Source organism: uncultured Campylobacter sp. (genome assembly GCF_938040115.1).
In the GTDB taxonomy this organism is placed as follows: Bacteria; Campylobacterota; Campylobacteria; order Campylobacterales; family Campylobacteraceae; genus Campylobacter_A.
On sequence record NZ_CALHXD010000075.1, the window covers coordinates 1 to 5,185 of the forward strand.

Sequence of the window (5,185 nt, forward strand, 5' to 3'; positions counted from 1 at the left end):
AAATTCTCTTTTTTTATCCCTTTAAATTTAGATAATCTATGCTTGGCATATCCCCAGAATTTTTATATACCATTTATCTGAGTATAAACTCTGCTGTCTCTTTTAAGCATACCGAATACCAGGGTTTTATTTGCTATGCTTCTGTCTCTTTTGCCTCTAGGGCTTTCAAAAAAATCAAAAAACTAAAAATAGGAGGAAAATTTGATAGATGGTGTCCCCGACAGGATTCGAACCTGTGGCCTCAAAATTAGGAATTTTGCGCTCTATCCTACTGAGCTACGAGGACAAAATCGGCAATTTAATCGCCGATAATATTCATAACATCGTCTAGTTTTTTGTGAAGATCTTTGTCGTTGATGGGCTTTGTCATAAAGTCATAAGCACCCTTATTTAAAGCCTCTCGTTTAGCGGTCTCGTCCGTCGTAAGGACAATGACGGGGATATGAGCTATACTTTCTCTAGCGTGAAGATTATCTAAAAATTCCAGCCCATTCATCACAGGCATTACGATATCTAATAAAATCAAATCAACGGGCTGAACTTCGAGTACGGCAAGGGCGTCCAAGCCGTTTTTGGCTTGGAGTATGGTTTGGAATTTGCCGTATTTTTTTAGCATAACTTCAAGTAGCTTTAAATTTATAGCGTCGTCATCAACCGTTAAAACTTTCAAATCTCTCATTTAAGACCTCATCCTTATATATATTTTTGTGCGAGTTTCTCAAGACCCGACTTGGTGATATTGTAACTAGCGACTTCGCTAAATAGTGGATTTTCATCGTTGTCGTTAGAAAACAGAACTAGCTTGGTCGCAGACGCTTTTCGGCGTAAGCTCTCTAACGCCGCTAAGTCTAGCCCCGCTAGCTTTTTATCAATCAAAACAAGCTTATAACTACCCGTAGCCGCCATAGAAATAAGCTGGTCGAAATTGCCCGCAATTTCTACGTCTTTATACTGGTGTTTTAATATGCTGGCAAAAATTTTACTTTCCATAATGTTTGCCTTGCATATAAGTATATCTTTTGTCGGCACGCGCGCACCCTTAGCTTTCACTACGTCATCAGAAACTATGCTTTTTTTAGGAACTAGCTTCATTACCGTCTTTGGCACTTTGACAGTTTTAATGACCGTCTTAGGTACCTGGCGTTTTACAAGCTTTTTAACCAGCTTCTTTGTAGTTCCACCGGCAGGCGCTGCATCAGATCGTTTATCACCGATAAAATTATCTAGCATTTGGGCTAAGATATCCTTTTTGATCGGCTTGGTGCAGTATTCGTCAAGCCCTGCTGCCATAAATTTCTCTCTATCGCCCTTTAGCGCATTGGCAGTAACAGCCACGATCGGGATGTGGCGGAGATTATTCTCGTGCTCGTATTGTTTGATCTGTTTTGTAGACTCGATACCGTCCATAACAGGCATCGAAATATCCATAAATATGAGATCATAGTCGTTATTGGCTTTTCTGGCTTCCAGCGCCAAAAGTCCGTTTTCGACTATCGTCAAATTCATATTAAAGCTATTTAACGTATGCTTCATAAGCTTTTGGTTGATCTCATTATCTTCCGCTATAAGAATTTTAGCGTTATATTTTCTATTGACCAAAGGTACATTTTCATCGGCAGGATTTCGCTCTACCGGCACTTCAACCTCTTCTTCGACTTCGACATCCTCTTCGACCATAATGGTTTCTTCCTGCTGCTCGTCTTCGTATACGGTGACGGGCACCTCGACCATCTCCTCTTCCTCAGGTTGTGGGATAACTACCGGTTCGACTTTTACGCTAACAGGCTCGATCTCTGGCTCTTCGACATGGACATTTTGAGTAGCAGGCTCTACCTTTGGAATAGACACCGACTCCGGCTCAATACTCGGCTCTTCGGCAGGCATATTTTGAGCTGCTGGTTCTACTACTGGCGTTACCGGTTCAGACTCGATATTTGAAGGTCCCTGTTTAACCTCTTCAAGTTTTGGCTCTATAGGTTTTAGTTCAGGCTCAATTGCTACCGGCTCTGGCTCAACAGCGATAGGTTCTGGTTCGATTATCTTTTTAGTCGGAATTTCAGGTTCTGAAAGTTTAACATTTGAAATTTCATCTTCATGAGCAGAAACACTTGAAGTATCAGGCCTCGAAGCTTTAGCGATAGGAATTTCAGACTCGGTTTTAACGGCTACCGGAATTTCTTCTTCTACGCTTGGAATTTCAACCTTTTTGGCAGGCTCTTGCACCTTGGCACTCGGTTTGATATCCGAAAGATCGATCTCTATATCAGGAATTTCAATCTCGGCCTTAGGCGTCTCAACCTTAGCCTTTGGAATTTCTATTTTTGTAGGCTCAACCTTTACTTCTTCTTCCTCTTTTTTGATCTTAGGAAGCTCTATTTCGATATCAGAAAGATCGATGCTAGGAGTTTCGGCTTTAGGAGCCTGGGTCTGCGTTGCATGTGTTTTGAGCCCCACAAAATCATCAGGAATTTCCAAAGATATAGGCTCATCGATATCGGTCTGGGCATCCTTTGTACTTGAAGGCTCTACCTTTGGCTTTTCTGTGTGCGGGATTACTATTTCAGGAACATCAATATCGATCTTTGGCGATTCAGGCTCTGTCTTTTCAATCTTAATATCGTTCATAGGCTCGATATCTATAGGCTTAATGACCGGCTCTTCTGCTCTAGGAGCTTCTTTTTTGAGCTCTTGAGCAATACTAGGCTTACTAACAGCCTCCTCTTTATGCGCAGAATGAGCTTCGGCGTCATGCGTACGCCTTCTGCTTTGCAAGATAGCGCGTAACTCATCTGCCGATGAAGCAGTGGCATGTCGTAATTCATCAAGCTTGTTGATAATAGGTCTTTCTTTTACTACCGGCTCTTCCATAATCATTTCATCAAGGGCGATAGGCTTTTCTACCTCGGTATCCAGCTTAATCTCATGCGTCTGTGGAGCAAAATCCGATCTGCTTAGAGCAATTCCGGATTTTGAAATCTTATCTAGCGTCTTAACGAATTTAGTTAAGTTAAAAGGCTCTGTGAGGGTAAAAATTTTAGAATTTGAAATACTAATACTTTGAAGCTCTTTTGGCTTAAGAGTTAAGATCGTAGGCATACTCAATATATCGCTAACCTCGCCGTAATTCTTAAATCTAGTGATAAGAGCATCATATTTGTTATTATTTTGCGCTGAGCGGAACTGCGCGTTCGTATTAAATATCGAAATTTTACCACCTAGCTTGCTGATGTAGTTTTTAACGATATCATTATACATCGTATCGGCGCTATCGGCTAAAAGCGCAAAATTTAGTCCTTTGATACTTTCAAATACTGCGTCCGCATCAGTTTTTTGTGTCTCTTTAAAAGCAAGGGTGAAGTAAAATCTAGTACCCTTTCCTACGGTAGATTTAACCTGAAGCTTACCGCCCATCATCGCTACGTATTTCGACGAAATCGTAAGTCCAAGACCTGTTCCGCCGTATTTGCGTGTGATCGTAGAGTCGGCCTGAGAGAAGGCGTTAAATACATTTGCGAGCTTATCTTCAGAAATTCCAATGCCGGTATCTTCTACGCTAAACGTTACGATCGCCTCTCCCGGAGCTTTGCTAGGCTCCCTTAAAATTTCAACTACGATAGTGCCGTGCTCAGGCGTAAATTTGACCGCATTTGACATGAGATTGATAAGAACCTCTTTGATCTTCGTGATGTCTCCGTATAGGTGGTGCACGAGTGTAGGATCGATGTAGAGCAGGATGTCGATATTTTTCTCCGCGGCTTTTGCGACGTAAATTTCAACGGCGCTTTCAAAGTCTTGGATCGGATTGAATAAAATATCCTCAAGCTCGACCTTATTGCTCTCGATCTTGGAGACATCCAAAATGTTATTAATGATCGTTAGAAGGTTTTCGGACGATTTTTCGATGGTATCAACGTAATCGCGCTTCTCTTCATCCAGATCGGTATTTTTAAGAAGCTCCGTAAAGCCGATGATGCCGTTAAGCGGCGTCCTGATCTCATGCGACATATTGGCTAAAAAGATCGATTTTGCCTTGTTGGCATCCTCCGCAGCGCCCTTTTGATACGCAATCAGATCAAGCGCATCCTCGATAAGCGAATACGCCTTGTTAACACCCTCACTAGTCCTAACGTCGATATGCTCGTGCTGGTTCGTCAAATCGCCGATTCGGCTAAGCACGTTGCCGAGGTCGGTAACGTTCTGTCTTAAACGTCTTGTAATACCCAAGGCAAAAACGACCAAAATAGCCGCTAAAACCCATATACCAAGAGCGATAAATAGGTTTCTTAGCCTTTGCGCTAGGTAAGTATCGGCATGCGTCGCAAGCTCAGCATTGATCTTTTCAGAAATTTCGCTTAACTTTTTATATTTAAGTGTAGTAGAGGCAAACCACTCTTGAAAAGGCACGCTATAATGTCCCTCGTCCGCTTCTTGCTGTAATGTGGCCGAAATTTTAGCAGTCTCTCTTAATGCGTTTTGAAATTCCTCTCCGTCTAGAATTTTTAAAATTGCAGCTCTAGCATCAGATTCCGGCAAGAAGTAGTAATTAGGGAGCGAACTAGATAGGTTGAAGCTAGCCCAAGTCCTTAGCTGCGCCTGATTCATCGCCTTGCTACCGATAATGTATTCGATAATATAGTCACGCTCCGATGCGGTGGCATCCATCGCCTCATAAGTATTAAGCAACGAAACCGTCCAAACGGTGATATTTGAGCTTACAAGACCCTCTCTTAGCACTCGTTGGATTGTTTTTACATCATCATCGAATTTTTGAAAATATGAGCTGAAAAGCTCACCGAAGCTTTTGCTTTGAGCATCGACATCCCTTCTTACCTGCGGAAGTTTGTCTAATAAACCGTCTATATCGGTCTCGGCAGCCAAAAGCTCGTCATTACCGGTGCCGTAAGCAAAAATATCAAAAATGGTCTTTTTTACGACATTTTCTCTGGTATTTTTGCTTTCTTTATACTTTGCAAGCGCATCGTCGGTTTTTTTGCGTTGACCCGATAGAAGGGTTCCCATACCGGGGTTCCCCTCGCTACCCAAAAACGCCGAAGTGATACCGCGCTCTTTATCTACCTGCTCTACTAACGCCGCGAGATTACTATTTTTAGCAATTTGCTGCTGCAAAATTCCCACTCTGGCGTAATCCTGCAAAGAGATAAACAAGAAATATGATGCAAACGCG

General features: G+C 42.2%; 2 protein-coding genes and 1 tRNA gene. All 3 read right to left on the minus strand.

From position 1 onward, the window contains the following. Positions 1-209 precede the first annotated feature (209 nt). A tRNA-Arg gene (locus Q0314_RS02920) sits at positions 210-286 on the minus strand. A gap of 12 nt (positions 287-298) precedes the next feature. Then, positions 299-679 carry a response regulator gene (locus Q0314_RS02925; protein ID WP_005869488.1) on the minus strand — a complete coding sequence of 127 codons (381 nt, stop codon included), beginning with the start codon at positions 677-679 and terminating at the stop codon, positions 299-301. A gap of 14 nt (positions 680-693) precedes the next feature. Next, positions 694-5,127 (minus strand): ATP-binding protein, encoded by a 4,434-nt coding sequence (locus tag Q0314_RS02930; RefSeq protein WP_298056330.1) that lies wholly within the window; start codon positions 5,125-5,127, stop codon positions 694-696. Positions 5,128-5,185: the final 58 nt, after the last annotated feature.